The sequence below is a fragment of the Pseudomonas sp. NPDC089554 genome (assembly GCF_050280645.1).
Lineage (GTDB): Bacteria > Pseudomonadota > Gammaproteobacteria > Pseudomonadales > Pseudomonadaceae > Aquipseudomonas.
Genome location: NZ_JBNNVR010000016.1, coordinates 1 through 17,096, shown reverse-complemented (window position 1 = coordinate 17,096; position 17,096 = coordinate 1). Strand labels below are relative to the sequence as shown.

At 62.9% G+C, this 17,096-nt stretch carries 15 protein-coding genes and 2 pseudogenes; 7 read left to right on the top strand and 10 right to left on the bottom strand.

Going from position 1 to position 17,096, the window contains the following annotated elements; all coding sequences use genetic code 11:
* Window positions 1-15 precede the first annotated feature (15 nt).
* Both ACQKPE_RS07465 and ACQKPE_RS07460 read right to left on the bottom strand, forming a co-directional pair.
* Window positions 16-1,266, bottom strand: a complete 1,251-nt coding sequence (locus ACQKPE_RS07465; protein ID WP_094011556.1) for a sarcosine oxidase subunit beta family protein — start codon at window positions 1,264-1,266, stop codon at window positions 16-18.
* Window positions 1,267-1,280: 14 nt separating this feature from the next.
* Window positions 1,281-2,534, bottom strand: coding sequence for a serine hydroxymethyltransferase (locus ACQKPE_RS07460; RefSeq protein WP_427664558.1), 1,254 nt, complete (start codon window positions 2,532-2,534; stop codon window positions 1,281-1,283).
* 312 nt (window positions 2,535-2,846) lie between these two features.
* On the opposite strand from ACQKPE_RS07460, the gene ACQKPE_RS07455 reads away from it, so the two are divergent.
* The 3 genes from ACQKPE_RS07455 to ACQKPE_RS07445 all read left to right on the top strand — a co-directional run bounded on the left by ACQKPE_RS07455 (window position 2,847) and on the right by ACQKPE_RS07445 (window position 4,897).
* Window positions 2,847-3,887, top strand: coding sequence for a low specificity L-threonine aldolase (locus ACQKPE_RS07455; protein ID WP_427664556.1), 1,041 nt, complete (start codon window positions 2,847-2,849; stop codon window positions 3,885-3,887).
* Window positions 3,888-4,032: 145 nt separating this feature from the next.
* On the top strand, window positions 4,033-4,461 hold the full coding sequence (locus ACQKPE_RS07450; protein WP_427664555.1) for a hypothetical protein: 429 nt from the start codon (window positions 4,033-4,035) through the stop codon (window positions 4,459-4,461).
* 127 nt (window positions 4,462-4,588) lie between these two features.
* Window positions 4,589-4,897, top strand: a complete 309-nt coding sequence (locus tag ACQKPE_RS07445; protein WP_427664553.1) for a hypothetical protein — start codon at window positions 4,589-4,591, stop codon at window positions 4,895-4,897.
* A 152-nt stretch (window positions 4,898-5,049) separates the two neighbouring features.
* Here the strand turns inward: ACQKPE_RS07445 and ACQKPE_RS07440 are convergent, their stop codons facing one another.
* Window positions 5,050-5,352 carry a cell division protein ZapA gene (locus ACQKPE_RS07440; protein ID WP_427664552.1) on the bottom strand — a complete coding sequence of 101 codons (303 nt, stop codon included), beginning with the start codon at window positions 5,350-5,352 and terminating at the stop codon, window positions 5,050-5,052.
* Window positions 5,349-5,579, bottom strand: coding sequence for a hypothetical protein (locus tag ACQKPE_RS07435; protein ID WP_427664550.1), 231 nt, complete (start codon window positions 5,577-5,579; stop codon window positions 5,349-5,351). Before ACQKPE_RS07435 ends, ACQKPE_RS07440 begins: the two co-directional genes overlap by 4 nt.
* A 274-nt stretch (window positions 5,580-5,853) precedes the next feature.
* Here ACQKPE_RS07435 and ACQKPE_RS07430 point away from each other — a divergent pair.
* Together ACQKPE_RS07430 and ACQKPE_RS07425 are read left to right on the top strand one after the other, a co-directional pair.
* Window positions 5,854-6,624 (top strand): annotated as a pseudogene (locus ACQKPE_RS07430) (MCP four helix bundle domain-containing protein); the annotation flags it as partial.
* The gene (locus ACQKPE_RS07425; RefSeq protein ID WP_427664639.1) at window positions 6,607-7,479 is read left to right on the top strand and encodes a methyl-accepting chemotaxis protein; all 873 of its coding nucleotides are present in this window, start codon (window positions 6,607-6,609) and stop codon (window positions 7,477-7,479) included. The pseudogene ACQKPE_RS07430 and the gene ACQKPE_RS07425, both read left to right, overlap by 18 nt.
* Window positions 7,480-7,609: 130 nt before the next feature.
* Here ACQKPE_RS07425 and gbcB read toward each other — a convergent pair whose 3' ends face one another.
* Entirely contained in the window at window positions 7,610-8,710 is a 1,101-nt protein-coding gene (gene gbcB, locus ACQKPE_RS07420; RefSeq protein WP_427664549.1) for a glycine-betaine demethylase subunit GbcB, read from the bottom strand.
* 295 nt (window positions 8,711-9,005) lie between these two features.
* On the opposite strand from gbcB, the gene gbcA reads away from it, so the two are divergent.
* Window positions 9,006-10,298 (top strand): glycine-betaine demethylase subunit GbcA, encoded by a 1,293-nt coding sequence (gbcA, locus tag ACQKPE_RS07415; protein WP_427664548.1) that lies wholly within the window; start codon window positions 9,006-9,008, stop codon window positions 10,296-10,298.
* A 61-nt stretch (window positions 10,299-10,359) separates the two neighbouring features.
* On the opposite strand, the gene ACQKPE_RS07410 is transcribed toward gbcA, so the two are convergent.
* A complete protein-coding gene (locus ACQKPE_RS07410) occupies window positions 10,360-11,274 on the bottom strand; it encodes an RHS repeat-associated core domain-containing protein (RefSeq protein WP_427664547.1) in 915 nt (304 codons plus the stop codon).
* A gap of 206 nt (window positions 11,275-11,480) precedes the next feature.
* Here ACQKPE_RS07410 and ACQKPE_RS07405 point away from each other — a divergent pair, with 206 nt between their 5' ends.
* On the top strand, window positions 11,481-11,765 hold the full coding sequence (locus ACQKPE_RS07405; RefSeq protein WP_427664546.1) for a hypothetical protein: 285 nt from the start codon (window positions 11,481-11,483) through the stop codon (window positions 11,763-11,765).
* A gap of 108 nt (window positions 11,766-11,873) precedes the next feature.
* Here the strand turns inward: ACQKPE_RS07405 and ACQKPE_RS07400 are convergent, their stop codons facing one another.
* From ACQKPE_RS07400 to dgcA, 4 genes and pseudogenes are all read right to left on the bottom strand, one after another.
* Window positions 11,874-12,644, bottom strand: a complete 771-nt coding sequence (locus ACQKPE_RS07400; protein WP_427664544.1) for an electron transfer flavoprotein subunit beta — start codon at window positions 12,642-12,644, stop codon at window positions 11,874-11,876.
* 10 nt (window positions 12,645-12,654) lie between these two features.
* The gene (locus tag ACQKPE_RS07395; protein ID WP_427664543.1) at window positions 12,655-13,887 is read right to left on the bottom strand and encodes an electron transfer flavoprotein subunit alpha/FixB family protein; all 1,233 of its coding nucleotides are present in this window, start codon (window positions 13,885-13,887) and stop codon (window positions 12,655-12,657) included.
* Window positions 13,887-15,836, bottom strand: coding sequence for a dimethylglycine demethylation protein DgcB (dgcB, locus tag ACQKPE_RS07390; RefSeq protein ID WP_427664541.1), 1,950 nt, complete (start codon window positions 15,834-15,836; stop codon window positions 13,887-13,889). Before dgcB ends, ACQKPE_RS07395 begins: the two co-directional genes overlap by 1 nt.
* Window positions 15,837-15,993: 157 nt before the next feature.
* Window positions 15,994-17,096: pseudogene (dgcA, locus tag ACQKPE_RS07385) on the bottom strand (dimethylglycine demethylation protein DgcA); the annotation flags it as partial.

Genomic DNA, 17,096 nt, shown 5'->3' with positions numbered 1-17,096 from the left:
ACGGTTGTCTCCGGGTCAGTGGGCGACGGCAGCGGCGCCGTGTTCGTCGATCAGCGCACCGTTGTAGAAACGGTCGATGGAGAAAGGCGCGGCCAGCGGGTGCATCTCGCCCTTGGCCAGGCTCGCCGCGAAGACGTTGCCCGAGCCTGGGGTGGCCTTGAAGCCGCCGGTGCCCCAGCCGCAGTTGAAGAACATGTTCTTGACCGGGGTCTTGGAGATGATCGGGCAGGCGTCGGGGGTGGTGTCGACGATGCCGCCCCATTGGCGGTTCATGCGCACGCGAGAGAGGATCGGGAACATCTCGACGATCGCCTGCAAGGTGTGCTCGATCACCGGGTACGAGCCGCGCTGGCCGTAGCCAACCCAGCCATCGATACCGGCGCCGATCACCAGGTCGCCCTTGTCCGACTGGCTGATGTAGCCGTGCACGGCGTTGGACATGATCACGCTGTCGATGATCGGCTTGATCGGCTCGGACACCAGCGCTTGCAGCGGGTGCGACTCCAGCGGCAGGCGGAAGCCCGCCAGCTTGGCCATGTGCCCGGAGTTACCGGCGGTGACCACACCAACGCGCTTGGCGCCGATGAAGCCCTTGTTGGTTTCGACGCCGATCACTGCGCCGTTTTCCTTGCGGAAACCGATCACTTCGGTTTGCTGGATCAGGTCCACGCCCAGGGCGTCGGCAGCACGGGCGTAGCCCCAGGCCACGGCGTCGTGACGGGCCACGCCGCCACGGCGCTGCACAGTGGCGCCAAGGATCGGGTAGCGGGTGTTCTTCGAGCAGTCCAGGTACGGGATCTCGGCGGCTACCTGCTCGGTGCGGATCAGCTCGCCATCGACGCCATTGAGGCGGTTGGCGTTGACCCGGCGCTCGGAGTCGCGGATGTCCTGCAAGGTGTGGCACAGGTTGTAGACGCCGCGCTGGGAGAACATCACGTTGTAGTTGATGTCCTGCGACAAGCCTTCCCACAGCTTCATGGCGTGTTCGTACAGGTGCGCCGACTCGTCCCACAGGTAGTTGGACCGCACGATGGTGGTGTTACGGGCAGTGTTGCCGCCGCCCAAATAACCCTTCTCGATCACCGCGACATTGGTGATGCCGTGTTCCTTGGCCAGGTAGTAGGCCGTGGCCAGGCCATGGCCGCCACCGCCGACGATGACCACGTCGTAGACCTTCTTAGGGGTCGGCGTGCGCCACATGCGCTGCCAGTTCTCGTGGTGGCTGAGGGAGTGCTTGAAAAGGCCGAAGCCCGAATAGCGTTGCATGTTGGTTACTCCACTCAGCGGTAGACCGGGAAGTCGGCGCACAGCGCGGCGACGTTCTTGGCGACATCGGCCTCGACGTCGGCATCGCCCAGGTTGTCCAGCACATCGCAGATCCAGCCGGCCAGCGCAGTGCACTGGGCGACCTTGAAGCCGCGGGTGGTGACGGCCGGGGTGCCGATGCGCAGGCCCGAGGTGACGAACGGCGACTGCGGGTCGTTGGGCACGGCGTTCTTGTTGACAGTGATATGGGCGCGGCCCAGGGCGGCGTCGGCGTCCTTGCCGGTCAGGCCCTGGCGAATCAGGCTGACCAGGAACAGGTGGTTGTCGGTGCCGCCGGACACCACGTCATAGCCGCGCTCGATGAACACCTGGGCCATGGCCTGGGCGTTGTCGATCACTTGCTGCTGGTAGGCCTTGAAGCCAGGCTCCTGCGCTTCCTTGAAGCACACCGCCTTGGCAGCGATCACGTGCATCAGCGGGCCGCCCTGGGCGCCGGGGAACACAGCAGCGTTGAGCTTCTTTTCGATTTCTTCGTTGGATTTCGCCAGGATCAGGCCGCCACGTGGGCCGCGCAGGGTCTTGTGGGTGGTGGTGGTAACTACGTCGGCAAACGGAATCGGGTTGGGATACAGGCCAGCGGCGACCAGGCCGGCCACGTGGGCCATGTCGACGAACAGCAGCGCGCCCACTTTGTCGGCGATCTGACGGAAACGTGGGAAATCGAGGGTCTTCGAGTAGGCCGAGAAACCGGCAACGATCATCTTCGGCTTGTGCTCGACGGCCAGGCGTTCCACTTCGTCGTAGTCGATCAGGCCGGTATTGGTGTCGATCCCGTATTGAACGGCGTTGTACAGCTTGCCCGAGGACGACACCTTGGCGCCGTGGGTGAGGTGGCCGCCATGGGCCAGGCTCATACCCAGGATAGTGTCACCGGCTTGCAGCAGCGCCAGGTACACCGCGCTGTTGGCCGAGGAGCCGGAGTGCGGCTGCACGTTGGCGTAGTCGGCACCGAACAGCTGCTTGGCGCGCTCGATGGCCAGCGCCTCGACCTTGTCGACGTGCTCGCAGCCGCCGTAGTAGCGCTTGCCGGGGTAGCCTTCGGCGTACTTGTTGGTCAGGCCGCTGCCCTGGGCCTGCATGACGCGCTTGCTGGTGTAGTTCTCCGAGGCGATCAGCTCGATGTGATCTTCCTGGCGCTGTTCTTCGGCATTCATCGCCGCCAGCAGTGCGTCGTCGTAACCTTGGATCTGGTCTTGCTTGCTGAACATCGTGTATCTCCCGGCAGCGATCGCTTCTTGTCTGGTGAGGGTCTTCTCACCCTTTGCGGCGATGGTATGACTGGGCCGGGGGGCACAGATGCCTGCGCGCGCCTTGCAATGGCGCGTTTACGACATTGGTGGTGTGTCAGTTGTGGCCCTTTCGCGGGCAAGCCCGCTCCTACAGGGCTCGCCGCGGTTCCTGTGGGAGCGGGTTTACCCGCGAAAGGGCCGGCATGATCGGCACTGGGCTCGGCTTGTATAGGCAACCGTTTCAGCGATGGTTTAGAGTGCTCGCCTTGCGTCGTAATAAGGACAGGCGTCATGACCGACAACAACCAACAATTCGCCAGCGACAACTATTCCGGTATCTGCCCCGAAGCCTGGGCCGCGATGGCCAAGGCCAACCAGGGCCACGAGCGCGCCTACGGCGACGACCAGTGGACCGAGCGCGCCTCGGAGTACTTCCGCAAGCTGTTCGAAACCGACTGCGAAGTGTTCTTCGCCTTCAACGGCACCGCGGCCAACTCCCTGGCCCTGGCCTCGCTGTGCCAGAGCTACCACAGCGTGATCTGCTCGGAGACCGCCCACGTCGAGACCGACGAATGCGGCGCACCCGAGTTCTTCTCCAACGGCTCGAAGCTGCTGACCGCCCGCAGCGTGAACGGCAAGCTGACCCCGGAGACCATCCGCGAGGTAGCGCTCAAGCGCCAGGACATCCACTACCCCAAGCCACGCGTGGTGACCATCACCCAGGCCACTGAAGTCGGCACCGTCTACCGCCCCGACGAGCTCAAGGCGATCAGCGCCACCTGCAAGGAACTGGGGCTGAACCTGCACATGGACGGCGCGCGCTTCTCCAACGCCTGCTCGTTCCTCGGCTGCTCGCCGGCAGAGCTGACCTGGAAGGCCGGCATCGATGTGCTGTGCTTCGGCGGCACCAAGAACGGCATGGCAGTGGGCGAGGCGATCCTGTTCTTCAACCGCGCCCTGGCCGAAGACTTCGACTACCGCTGCAAGCAGGCCGGGCAACTGGCCTCGAAGATGCGCTTCCTCTCGGCGCCCTGGGTGGGCCTTTTGGAAGACGGCGCCTGGCTGCGCCATGCCAACCACGCCAACCACTGCGCGCAGTTGCTGGCTTCGCTGGTGAGCGACCTGCCGCAGGTCGAGCTGATGTTCCCGGTGGAGGCCAACGGCGTGTTCCTGCAACTGCCGGAGTTCGCCCTGGAGGCCCTGCGCAACAAGGGCTGGCGCTTCTATACCTTCATCGGTAGCGGCGGCGCACGGTTCATGTGTTCGTGGGATACCGAAGAAGCTCGGGTACGGGAGCTGGCGAAAGACATTCGCGCAATTCTCGGTACCTGATAGATCACCGGGGGGCTTTCGCCCCCCGGCAGCCAATGCCCATGAACGACGAAAACTCCTGCTTTCGTTTCGTCATTTTCTGATACGTCGTGTTTTGCACGGTCCACATATTGATCCCTCCTCAACCCAAACAGGGATCAACTTCATGTATCAAGACCTCGAAGTCACCTTCTTCGGCCACCCCATTTCTCACCCCGACGTCAAGCAACTGCTGCTGAACTGCCACCTGAACGACTTTTTCTGGGGCACGGGTTTTCTCCCGCCCTACTTCTTCGAGTACACCGACAACGGCAAGCAGGGCCTTTGGGCCATCAAGGGTAATTGCACCGGCCCTAAGGAGACGATCAGCGCCATGTGCCCTGCCGACATACCCGGGGTAAAGATCTTGCTCAAGGTAAACAATAAGCGCGGCCACAAGCTGGTGGAGGAGCCGCAACTGCGCTATGCGTTGATGCAGATGCCACTGGGCACCACGTTCCGTCGAGACAACTACATCTTGCGCGTGCTCAAGCGGGACATCACGGTCAAATCCGCCTGCTTTGCCGAGCTGCAAGTGACCGTTGATTACATCTAAGGCCTGCAACGTCGCAGACCAATAAGGATACCCAGGTTTAGGCAGCGCCTGGCATTTTTGCCAGTGCCGCAAACACGCGGGGTTGGATACGGTTGCTGCTCAACTCATCCAATAAGGAGCAGTACCCATGCAATCGAACTCTGCTGTGACCGCGAAGAACATCAAGGTCAACGACTATATCAATGGCCAGGTCGTAAGCCGGAAAATCTGGACGCCGAAAGCCGACGGCGATTACAACGTCTCTATTCGTTTCCTGGACGTTACAACCAAAACCGAAAGCAAGTTTGACTTCAGTGTCACCCTGGCGGGCGATGAAGTATTGGACGACCTGCTCGCGACCGGCGACGAAGTCTCCAATGGCAACTATTTCGAGGTGATCCGTGTAAGTTACGACCAGCACGAACGTGTCATCACGCGATTCATGGCTTTCCGCTGATCAACGCCTAATAGCGACCCATCGCACCTCTTGATAACAGCCCGCAATCTGAAACTTCAATCGTTTCGGGTTGCGGGCTTTTTCCTGTTTAACCCACGCTCGGGCGCCTGACGTGCTTCATGCCTACCCAGCAGGTCTATCGGTTTCAGGCTTCACGATTCCGAAATGGCCCGGGCAATGTTCTCTACCGTGGCATCGACCTGCGCCTGGGTACGCTCCAGAGTCCGGGCATGCTCGCGTTGCAATTCGATTTGCTTGGAGCACAGGTTCAGGGCTGCCAGCACCAGCAGCTTGTCGCCAATCAGGGTCGGGTAGCTGCGCTTGGTCTCGGCCAGGGCGGCATTGAGCATGCGCACGGCCTGGTTGAGGGTTTCTTCCTGGCCTTCAGGGGCCTTGAGCGAATAGTCGTTGCCGAGGATCGACACCACGTTGATCGGCTGCGCTTGCAGCTTCATGCGCCGACGACACCGGCGCTGGCGCGCTCGACCAGGGCCTGGATGCGTGCGGCGGTGGCGCCGTGCTTCTCTTCCTGCTCCATCAGCGACAGCTGCAGGGTTTCGTTCTCTTCCTTGGCCTGGGCCAGTTCCTCGCCGAGCGTGTGGTTCTGCTCGGCCAGTTGGGTGTTCTTGTGCATCAGGTCGGTGACCAGTTGCTCCAGTTGATTCAGGGATGCTTCCAACATGCGTCTATCTCGGGGTTGTTGCAAAGGGCGCACACGATAAAGAAAAGCGCGTGCCCTCGCCATTAAATATGGGAAATCAAAGGTTTGGGCGTGGGAGATTGACAGGCAGAACGGCACCTTGTTCCAAGACTGGTGCAACCATCGGTCAGGTCATTTTGTGACTGATCATGAATTTTTTATTTCACCCTCAAGACTTGTTGGCGACAACCGATAGGCAGGTCAGAGTTCCCCCCTCTTCGCATGGATCGCGAACCTACCTGCGGATGAAACCTCCATGTCCTTACGAAACCTGAATATCGCTCCCCGTGCGTTACTTGGTTTTGCGTTGATCGGCCTGCTGATGATGGGCCTGGGTATTTTCTCGCTGATCCAGATGGGCAAGATCCGCGAAGCTGGCGTGACCATCGAGCGCATCAACGTGCCGAGCATCAAGGCCATCGATGAACTCAGCATCCTCAACCTGCAACTGCGCAACCTGGGCTACCGCCTGCTGAGCAACCGCGAGGCCCAGTCCCAGGCCAACACCCTGGCCCAGATGGACCAACGCAACGCGCAAGTCGACAAGGCCCGCAAGGCCTACGAACCGCTGATCAGTGCCACCGACGAGCAGGCCGCCTACGACCAGTACGGGCAACTGCTCAACCAGTACCGCCAGCTGGAAGCGCAGGTACGCACCCTCAACCAGGCCAACCAGGTGGATGCGTTGCGCAACCTGATAGGCCATGACCTGCTGACCAACTCCGAGCAGATCAGCAGCGTCATGGAGAAGCTGGTAGCCATCAATACCGAGCAAACCCGCCAGGCCAACGACATCGCTGCCAAGCAGTACGACAACGCCTTCACCCTGGTGGTGGTGGTGCTGATCATCGCTGCGCTACTGACCCTGGTGTTCGCCCTGGCGCTGACCCGCAGCATCGTCAAGCCGATCGACGAGGCGCTTCAGGCCGCTGAGCAGATCGCCGAGGGCGACCTGACCCGTTCCACCCTGGCCGAGGGCAGCGACGAAGCCGCGCGCCTGCTGCAAGCCATGACCAAAATGCAGACGAAGCTGCGCGACACGCTGCACCTGATCGCCGGCTCCGCCACCCAGCTGGCTTCGGCTGCCGAAGAGCTCAACAGCGTGACCGACGAAAGCGCGCGTGGCCTGTCGCAGCAGAACAACGAGATCCAGCAGGCCGCTACAGCGGTGACCGAGATGACCAGCGCGGTGGAAGAAGTCGCGCGCAACGCGGTCAGCACCTCGGAAGCCTCGCGAGAGGCCAGCCGCTCGGCAGGCGACGGCCGCGACCTGGTACAGGAAACCGTGGGCGCCATCGAGCGCATGAGCGCTGACGTGCAGGCCACTGCGGGGCTGGTGTCCAACCTGGCCGAGCAGTCGCGCGACATCGGCAAGGTGCTGGACGTGATTCGCGGCCTGGCCGACCAGACCAACCTGCTGGCGCTCAACGCGGCCATCGAGGCGGCCCGTGCTGGTGAGGCCGGCCGTGGTTTTGCCGTGGTGGCGGATGAAGTGCGTGCACTGGCGCACCGTACGCAGCAGTCCACCAGCGACATCGAGCGCATGATCGGCAGTATCCAGGGCGGTACCGAGCAGGCGGTGGAATCGATGCGTACCAGCACCGAACGCGCCGAATCGACCCTGAACATCGCCCGTGGCGCGGGCCAGGCACTGGACACCATCGCCGGTGCGGTCATCCAGATCAACGAACGTAACCTGGTGATCGCCAGCGCGGCAGAAGAGCAGGCCCAGGTGGCCCGCGAGGTGGACCGCAACCTGGTGAACATCAACGACCTGTCGGTACAGAGCGCCACCGGGGCGCACCAGACGGCGGCAGCGAGCGCCGAGCTGTCACGCCTGGCGGTCGACTTGAACGGCTTGGTAGCGCGTTTCCGCACCTGAGCTGTTGCCCCTGGGGCTGCTGCGCAGCCCTATCGCGACACAAGGCCGCTCCCACAGAAAGTCGCATAGTCCTGTGGGGAGCGGCCTTGCGTCGCGATAGGGCCGCAAAGCGGCCCCAGTTTTCGCTGGATCAATAATCGATCCGCACATCCCCCTTCGGCACGCTGCAGCACGACAGGATGTACCCCTCGGCCTCGTCGTCCTCGGTGATGCCGCCGTTGTGCTCCATCTCTACCTCGCCACCGAGCTTGAGCACCTTGCAGGTGCCGCAGATGCCCATGCCGCAGGCCTTGGGAATCATCAGCCCTGCCTTGGCCGCCGCCGCATGCACCGTTTCGCCCGGGGCAACGCGGATGCTCTTCTCGCTGCCGACGAACTCCACCAGGTTCAGCTCGGCCAGGTCCGGCTCCGGCGCATCCGCCGCAGCTTCGGCATGCTCCACTGCATCGGCCTTGGCCTCTGGCGGCGTCGCGCCAAACGACTCCTCGTGGTAGTTCTTCATGTCGAAGCCGACCGCCTCGAGCATGCGCTTGACCGCATTCATGTAGGGCGTCGGGCCGCAGCAGAACACCACACGCTCCATGTAATCGGGGGCGATCAGCTCCATCAGGCGCTGGTTCAAATAACCCCGGTAACCCGCCCAAGGCTCGCCCAGCCCGTGCTTCTCGCAAATGATGTGCAGGCTGAAATTGGGGATCCGCGAAGCCATGTGCTCCAGCTCGCGGTGGTAGATGATGTCCTTCGGCGAGCGGGCGCTGTGCACGAACACCATGTCGACGTTGCCATTGGTGTCGTAGAACCAGCGCGCCATCGACATCACCGGGGTGATGCCAACGCCGCCGGACAGGTACAGCACCTTCTGCCCCGGGAAGTCGATGGCGTTGAACAAGCCCACCGGGCCGTGCACCGGCAGCTCGGCGCCTTCGTGCATGGTGTCGTGGAGGAAGTTCGAGACCAGCCCACCCGGCACGCGCTTGACGGTGATCGAGAAGCTGTACGGCACCGACGGCGCACTCGAGATGGTGTACGAACGCATGACCGGCTTGCCTTCGATTTCCAGCTCCAGGGTGACGAACTGGCCGGGCTTGAAGAAGAACAGGATCGGCTGGTCGGCCATGAAGCAGAAGGTGCGCACGTCCCAGGTCTCCTGGATGACCTTGACGCAGCGCACGATGTGGCGGCCGTTGGCCCAGGTCTGGGTGGTAACCGGGTTGAGGAAGGTTTCGGACATGTTCATCTCCAGCAGCCGACTATCGGCCTTCTTATGGCTGCGATAATGCGCAAGCGCAGGGCGTCGCACATTCCCATCCGCGACATCGGCGTGCTTATCGCGACCAGCCCCGCACCACAAGGGTTGGCGCGTCGGAATTCGATTCGGCCATGTCGCCCATGGATATGGTTCCCGAACGGCGCGAACGCACACTCCTCGGCAAATAGAACCGCTGCTTTTTCGGCAGCTGCCTTGCGGCAACACAACAACGATTAGCCACCTTTCGCCGGCCGACAACGGCCTTGAGGATATAACGATGGACGTCACCGCAACCCTGAGCCTGGGCGATCCACTGGAACCTGCACGCAAGGCCACCGCCGAGATGCTGCAAACCCGCGAGCGCACCTACTCGCTGCCGCAACCGTTCTACAACGACGAACGCCTGTTCCAGATCGACATGCAGGAGATCTTCCACAAGGAGTGGCTGATCGCGGGGCTGGTCAGCGAGATCCCGGCCAAGGGCAACTTCATCACCCTGCAGATCGGCAAGAACCCGGTGGTGGTGATCCGTGGCGCCGAGGGCAAGGTGCACGCCTTCCACAACGTCTGCCGCCACCGCGGCTCGCGCCTGTGCACCAGCGACAAGGGCAAGGTGGCCAAGCTGGTCTGCCCGTACCACCAGTGGACCTACGAGCTGGACGGCCGCCTGCTGTTCGCCGGCACCGAGATGGGTGCCGACTTCGACATGAAGCAGTACGGCCTGAAACCTGTGAACGTGAAGGTCGCCGGCGGCTATATCTTCATCAGCCTGGCGCAGAACCCGCCGGCCATCGACGAGTTCCTGGCAACGCTCGACCACTACATGGAACCGTACGACATGGAAAACACCAAGGTGGCGGTGCAGACCACCTTGATGGAAAAGGCCAACTGGAAGCTGGTGCTGGAGAACAACCGCGAGTGCTACCACTGCAACGGCTCGCACCCTGAGCTTTTGAACACCCTGCTGGAGTGGGACGACACCAACGACCCACGTGCCGACCAGGCCTTCAAGGACCACGTCGCTGCCTCTGCCGCTGCCTGGGAAGCCGAGAAGATCCCGTACCTGCACAAGAGCCACGGCCTGCGGAACCGCATCGTGCGCATGCCGCTGCTCAAGGGCACCGTGTCGATGACCATGGACGGCAAGCAGGCGTGCAAGAAACTGATGGGCCGCATCCAGAACCCGGACTTGGGCTCGATGCGCATCCTGCACCTGCCACACTCGTGGAACCACTGCATGGGCGACCACATGATCGTCTTCACCGTGTGGCCGATCAGCGCCCAGGAAACCATGGTCACCACCAAGTGGCTGGTGCACAAGGATGCCGTCGAAGGCGTGGACTACGACCCTGAGCGCATGCGCAAGGTGTGGGACGCCACCAACGACCAGGACCGTCGCCTGGCCGAAGAGAACCAGCGCGGGATCAACTCCACCGCCTACCAGCCGGGGCCTTATTCGAAGACCTACGAGTTCGGCGTGGTGAACTTCATCGACTGGTACAGCGAGCGCGTGCTGGCCAACCTGGGGGCAGAGCCTGCGCCTTATCTGAAAGAAGTGAAGGCACAATAAGCCTGTGAGCGACCCGAGCCTCGATTGCATCGGCGAGGCTCGGTCAACCTTCGCGGTTACCTTACGCACCACGAACGCCGGCGACTCCCATTTCAATATCGGTGGGTCGTTGCGCAGTATGACGGTGCCGACGAAGGTAGGCACTGGCCTCATTACCCATTCTCATCAAACCATGACCCGCTTGAACCGTGAGCTGGGCTGCCGTATTTCCTGTCCAAATAGCTCCCCGCATGACGCCGGAGCCGATATCGTCGATACCCGTCATTTCCAGCGTCGTGCCCCACAGTACTTCGCCCGTGCGCCGCGGGTTTGCTCTCAGGAATCGATAGACATCCCGTGCTGCCAGGAAATTGGATGACATTGAACCGGCGATGCTCGTCAGCTGGTTGCCAACCCCCAGCCAGGTAGCAGGAGACGAAAGGTTACTCGACTGCCAGCCGCTCTCGATGAGATTGGAAATTCCCCTGCCCACCCCCAGTGTTCCAGACGCCCCATAGATGCCGTTGCCTGTTCGGGTAGAAATGTGAGGGTCGGGAAACGTTGCAGCGCCAGGGCTCATGCGTGAGACAACATTACGGGCAGTGCGCGCAAATGCGCCCGCGAACGTGAAAGTGCTCGACACCATGCCCACCACCTTCACCGCCGCCTGCACGGTAGCGATGAACCAGCGTCCGTTTGGATCCGCTCGGTTTACGGGGTCTCCTGCACAATAGGCGTACGCGTTTAACCCCCCTCGGTCGAAGGGGCTGAACGTGTCAGCTGAGTGAAAGCGCATCAGATGTGGGTTGTAGCTACGATGACCATTTCCCAGGTGGTAATAGCCCAGAGCCTGATCGCGGGGTTGGCCGGTAAAGCCGATGAGAGGAAGACCGCCATTGGCGAGAGCCCCGTAGGGCGTGTAGGCACGCAATGAGCCTCCCGCCTGGTGCAGTGTCGAGCCTTGATGATTGACGCAAAGCAGTGATGAGGAACGCATTGGGTGGTACTCCATTTTTATATCGACGCACCGTAACTAATTCCCCAAGTGTGGATAACTAGTAGAACTAACATTCTCCACACGCTGTTCAATTTTTCACCTAATGCTAAGCAGCCCAGTTTTCACGGGGTTTGTGGCGTGCGTCAGAAAATTTACCCACAGGCTGGCACACAGTTTCTCTGGAGGTATTAGGGGAACGGCAGTGAATGGCACGGCTGCAAGCCCGTTCCTACAAAGGCGCAGGTGAGCCTGGAGGAGCGGGCTTGCCCGCGAACCGGGGCCATGCATCACCACAACCCGCAGAAATTCATGACCTTATACGAAAATTTGATCATTTCTCGATCAAACCGCTACAACCCACGCAGATCAAGGGCTACAGCAGTAACCCAACATCTTATCCACAGGTGCGCCAACAGCGATTGTGGGCAACCTCACAGCATTGCCTGCCAATTGAAATGAAAAAGCCACGAAAAATCCGTGGCTTGGGCTGATCACTTATTGATCTATCGTCTACAGGCCTTGAAAAACTTGGCCTGTAGCAATGCGCAAACACTTTATCCACAGAGTGGCAAACAGTGTTTGTGTGTAACGCATCCTTCCTAGCGCAGCACCCCTTCTTCCACCAGCAACTTGAGGATCGCTTCAGCCCCTTCCTGTGGAGAAACGTCCTTGAGCACCTTGCCCCCACCGCCGCTGGCCTTGGCCGTGGCCGCCTTCATGCGGTCAGCGCCGCTCTTGGCCTTGATCACCTTGAGGCGTTTGGGCCGAGGCCGCGCGGGTTGCAGTTCGGCGCCAGCCAGCCATTCATCCTCGACAATGACCACGCTGCGCGCCGCCAACACACCCCGGCGTGCCGGGCCAAAGGCGCTCTGGCGCGGCTTGGGCGCAGCGTTATCCACAGTCGCCAGGAACGGCAGGCGCACCTTCAGGCGCCGCCGCTGACCACGGGGCAACGCCTGGAGTACCTGGGCGCTGCCATTTTCGATCGACTCCACCTCCGCCAAGCCCACCACCAATGGCCATCCCAGCTTCTCGGCCAGCAGGAACGGCAGCATGCCGGAGCCCTCGCCTGTTTCCGCCTGGCTGCCGGTCAACACCAACTGCGCCCCGGCATCACGCAGGTAATCGCCCAGCACGCCCAGCACATCGGCACCTGCCGGTTGCTCCAGCACATCCAGGTGCTCCAGGCCCATGCCCAGGTAGCCACGCAGCGCTTCCTCGCGCGGGTCACCGGCATGCACCACCTGCAAGTTATCCCCAGCCAGCTGCAAGCCCAGCTCCACCGCACGCGAGTCCTGCTCGGCGCGGCGGGCGCGGCCGGAGCTAGGGTGGGCGCCGATAGAAACCAGGCTGATCACTTTCGTACTCATGCTCGTGCCCTTATGCCGCGTCGCGCTGGCCGCCGCTGCGGAAGTTGTCCACAGCTTCGATCAGGGCCTGGAGAATCGCCGAGCTGTCGCCAATCACCGACAGGTCGGCGCGTTTGATCATGTCGCAGCCGGGGTCCATGTTGATCGCCACTACCTTGTCGCAGGCGCCGATGCCTTGCAGGTGCTGGATCGCGCCCGAGATACCCACCGCCACGTAGACCCGCGCCGTGACCCAGGTACCGGTGGCGCCCACCTGGCGGTTTCGCGGCATGAAGCCGTCGTCCACCGCCACCCGCGAGGCACCTTCGGTGGCGCCGAGGGCGGCAGTGGCCCTGTGGTACAGGTCCCAGTCCTTCACGCCGTTGCCGCCCGAGACAATGAACTCGGCCTCGGCCATGGCGATGCTGGCTGGGTCCACGGCCACCGCGCCGAGGTCTTCGATTCGCGACAGGCTGCGCGCCACGCTTGTGGACAACTCAACCGGCAGGGCTTCGTGGCGGGTTTCGCTGACCGGCTCAGCGCACTCCGCCGCCCCCAGGATCAGGCGCGGCACAGCACGTTGCAGGTCTTGCTGGCCAGCACCGGCGCGGCCGATGCTCTGGCCATCCTTGACCTGCCAGACCCTTGTGGCCGGGCGCTCGCCCAGGGCCGCAGCAAGGCGCCGCCCCAACTCGCCGCCACCGGTGCGGCTGTCGGGCAGCAGCCAGTGGCGCGGCGTGAACTGGTTATCCACAGCGCGCAGGCCCTGCACCCGTTGTTCCGGCGCATAGCCGTCGAAGGCTTCGCCCTCGATGACCAGCAAGCGGTCGACACCGGCTGTGGAAAAGTTGTTTTCCTTGTGCTCGCCGAAGACGATCGCCAACACCGCGCCGTCGCTACCGGCCAGGCTGTGGGCCAGGCCGAGCAGGTCGCGGTCGTGGCTGCTCAGACGGCCACCGACCATGTCCGGCACCACGGCGATGTAGAACCCAGGCGTCACCACCTGGTGCAGCGGCAACTGCACTTCGGCCGCCGCACTGCGCCGACCGACGCTCGCGGTGCCCTGCTGGGCGCCGCTGCGGTCGATGCGCTTTAGCCCGGCCGGGCCGATGAAGCCAGCCGCCAGCGCATGGGGGTTCTTGCGCATCAGCCCGTTGGGGCCCATCCAGCTGGTCTGTTGCGTTTGCATGGCCGCATGCAAGGGGTGCAGGCGGTTGCGGGCGATCCACTCGGCGCGTGGGTCGCGGCGGATGATGTCGCTCATCAGTGCACCTCCGCAGGTTCACGTTTGGGCGCCGGCGACTTTGCCGCCGGGACTTGTTCCTCGATCAGCACATCGGCCACCAGTTCGGCGAGGTCCTTGATCTGCGGGCGCGGCTCGACCACGCCTTCGAGCATCGCGGTGCACTGCGGGCAGCCCACCGCGACCAGTTCGGCCTCGGTCTCGCGGATGTCGTCCATGCGCATGTCAGGTATGCGCTGCTTGCCGGGAATATCGGTGATCGGTGCACCGCCGCCGCCGCCGCAGCAACGGGAACGGAAGCCCGAGCGCTGCATCTCGCGCACTTCGATGCCCAGCGCCTTGAGCACCTCGCGCGGGGCTTCGTATTCGCCGTTGTAGCGGCCCAGGTAGCACGGGTCGTGGTAGGTCACGCTGCCGCCCTTGTGCTGGCCGAGGTTGAGTTTGCCAGCGGCGATCAGTTCGGCGATGTAGGTGCTGTGGTGCTGCACCTGGTAGTCGCCGCCCAGGGCGCCGTATTCGTTCTTCAGCACGTGGAAGCTGTGCGGGTCGCAGGTGACGATGCGTTGGAACTGGTACTTGGCCAGGGTCTGGATATTGCGCTTGGCCAGTTGCTGGAAGGTCGCCTCGTCGCCCAGGCGGCGCGCCACGTCGCCGCTGTCGCGCTCTTCCAGGCCGAGCACGGCGAAGTCCACGCCCGAGGCCTTGAGCACTTTCACGAAGGCGCGCAGGGTGCGCTGGTTGCGCATGTCGAAGGCGCCGTCGCCGACCCAGAACAGCACCTCGGTGCTCTTCACCTCAGGCAGCAGCTTCAGGTTCAGGTCGGCGGCCCAGTTCATCCGGCCACCGGGGTTGAAGCCGCCGGGGTTGTCGGTGGCGATCAGGTTGTCCAGCACCTCGGCGCCCTTGTTCGGGGTGGCGCCTTTTTCCAGGGTGAGGTGGCGGCGCATGTCGACGATGGCATCGACGTGCTCGATCATCATCGGGCATTCCTCGACACAGGCGCGGCAGGTGGTGCACGACCACAGCGTCTCGGCATCGACCAGGCCATTGACGATGGGTTGGTGTGGGTGGCCGCCATGTTCGCCGAGGGGCTTTCCAGGGTACGGGCTACCGGCGAACTGCGCATCGGTGCCACCGGCAAGGCCGATGACCATGTCCTGGATGAGTTTTTTCGGGTTCAGCGGTTGGCCGGCGGCGAAGGCCGGGCACATGGCCTCGCACTTGCCGCACTGCACGCAGGCGTCGAAGCCGAGCAGTTGGTTCCAGGTGAAGTCCACCGGCTTTTCCACGCCCAGCGGCGCGTCGGGGTCTTCCAGGTCCAGAGGCTTGAGGCCGGTAGAGCGGCCACCGCCAAAGCGCTCGGCGCGGCGGTGCCAGGCAAGGTGCAGGGCACCGGCGAAGGCGTGCTTCATCGGCCCGCCCCAGGTCATGCCGAAGAACAGCTCCGACACACCCCACAGCACGCCCAGGCCGAGGATGGCGACCATCACCCAACCGCCGGTATTGGCAGGCAGGATGCCAGCCACTGGCAAGGTGGCGATGAAGAAGGTTGCAGCGAACACCAGCAGGCTTTTCGGCAGGCGCATCCACGGGCCCTTGGACAAGCGTGACGGCGGGTTCAAGCGGCGTTTGAAGACGAAAATCGCACCTGTGAACATGATCACCGTGGCGATCAGCAACGCGTAGCCAAGAATCTTGCTCTGCAGGCCGAAACCATGCACCAGGATCGCCAGCACGGCCGACAGCACGAAGCCGCCCGCCGTCGCCACGTGGGTGTTGGACATGTACTTGTCGCGCTCTACCACATGGTGCAAATCCACCAGGTAGCGGCGCGGCATGGCCAGCAGGCCACCGAGCAGGTCGACCTTGGACGCCCGGCCACGGCGCCACATGCGCACCCGGCGCGCGGCGCCGAGCACGGCGAGTGCAAGGGCGGCGAACAGCAGGATGGGTAGAAGGGTGTTCAACATGGGAGGCTCCCACAACAGCTGAAATCGTGCGCCGATAAGGCTGGGCGCGGACCCTGTAGGAGCGGGCTTGCCCGCGAATACGTCAGATCAGACAACCATGTTGCTAGTGCTGGCGCTTTCGCGGGCAAGCCCGCTCCTACAGGAGTCAAGTGATGCTTCAGAAATCCTTGCACAACCGCAAGGCGTCATAGATCGCCGCGTGGACGTTACGCTGGGCCACGCAGTCGCCGATGCGGTACAGCAGGTAGCCCTCGCCCGGCTGGCTGAGGATCGGCTGCGGCTGGATCGCGAACAGTGCCTCGATGTCGATCTGGCCCTTGTTGCGCGAGCCGTCCTTGAGCCCGTAGTACAGCGCTTCGTCGGGACGCACGCCGTTCTCCACCACCACCTGGTCGACCACGCGCTCTTCCTTGGCACCGGTGTATTCGTTCTCCAGCACCGCCACCAGCTTGTCGCCCTCGCGGTAGACCTTTTCCAGCATCATGTCGCCGGTCATGATCACTTCCTTGGGGTACACGCTGCGGTAGTAGGTCGGGAAGGTGGTGCCGCCCATGGCCACGCCTGGCTTGATGTCGTCGGTGACGATCTCTACCTGCGAGCCCTTGTCGGCCAAGAAGTCTGCGGTAGACATGCCGGTGAACTCACAGATGGTGTCGTACACCAGCACGTTCTTGCCCGGCGCGACCTTGCCGTCGAGCACATCCCAGCTGCTGACCACCAGCCCTTCGGCGGCGCCCCAGTGCTCGTTCTGCTCGACGAACGGGTGGCCGCCAACGGCCAGCACGATCACGTCCGGGCGCAGGTCCTGGATAGTGTCGATATCCGCCGCAGTACCCAGGCGCAGGTCGACCTTCAGGCGCGCCAGCTCCAGCTGGTACCAGCGGGTGATACCGGCGATCTGGTCACGCTGCGGCGCCTTGGACGCCGTGGTGATCTGCCCACCGATCTGGTCTTTCTTCTCGAACAGGGTCACGTCGTGGCCACGCTCGGCGGCCACACGGGCGGCCTCCATACCGGCAGGGCCTGCGCCGACCACCACCACCTTGCGCTTGGGCCCGGTGGATTTCTCGATGATGTGCGGCACGCCCATGTACTCACGGGAGGTCGCGGCGTTCTGGATGCACAGTACGTCCAGGCCCTGGTACTGGCGGTCGATGCAGTAGTTGGCACCGACGCACTGCTTGATCTGGTCGACCTGGCCCATCAAGGTGTTGTGGGTACTGTTGATCCTGTTGTTGCCGGTACTGGGGCTGATTATCT